This is a genomic window from Pseudomonas sp. HMWF006, assembly GCF_003061205.1.
Classification (GTDB): Bacteria; Pseudomonadota; Gammaproteobacteria; order Pseudomonadales; family Pseudomonadaceae; genus Aquipseudomonas; species Aquipseudomonas monsensis.
Genome location: NZ_QAIU01000500.1, coordinates 12,779 through 13,310 on the forward strand (window position 1 = coordinate 12,779; position 532 = coordinate 13,310).

The 532-nt window shown below is 63.5% G+C and carries 1 protein-coding gene; it reads right to left on the bottom strand.

The annotated features are described in order from the left end of the window. Nucleotides 1-532 (bottom strand): hydrogenase subunit MbhD domain-containing protein (locus DBR24_RS33245; RefSeq protein WP_256591734.1); only part of this gene is annotated, 532 nt, incomplete at both ends.

Here is a 532-nt window from a genome sequence, read left to right on the forward strand (position 1 = left end):
AGCCAGCGCAGCCCCAGCAGGATCAATACGGTGGTGACGACCTCGACCGCCAGTTGTGTCAGCGCCAGATCCGGTGCCGAGAACCAGACGAAGGTTACGCAGGTCATCAGGCCGCAGACGCTGACCATGGTCAGGGCGGCGAGACGGTGATACTTGGCCTGCCACGCGGCACCGAGGGCGCAGGCGATTGCCAGCAGCCACAGGGTCACGAAGACGATCGAGCCGGGAATCTTCGGCCGGTCACCCCAGCTCAGGCTGCTGTGCAGCATCGGAATCAGGCCGGCGAGCACCGCGGCCAATACCATCAGGAACAGTTGCATTTGCAGGCGGCGGGTGCCAAGTCGGCGTTCGACGCGCCGGGCCATGCGCATCATCACCACCAGACTGCGTTCGAACAGGCGCTTGCCGTTGAAGCGACCGATCAGTGGCGGGTATTTGAAGCGACCGCGCTTGAGCTGGTTGCGCAGCAACAGGTAGACGACGATGCCGCCGGACATGGCGATTAGGCTCATGATCATCGGCGCATTCAGAC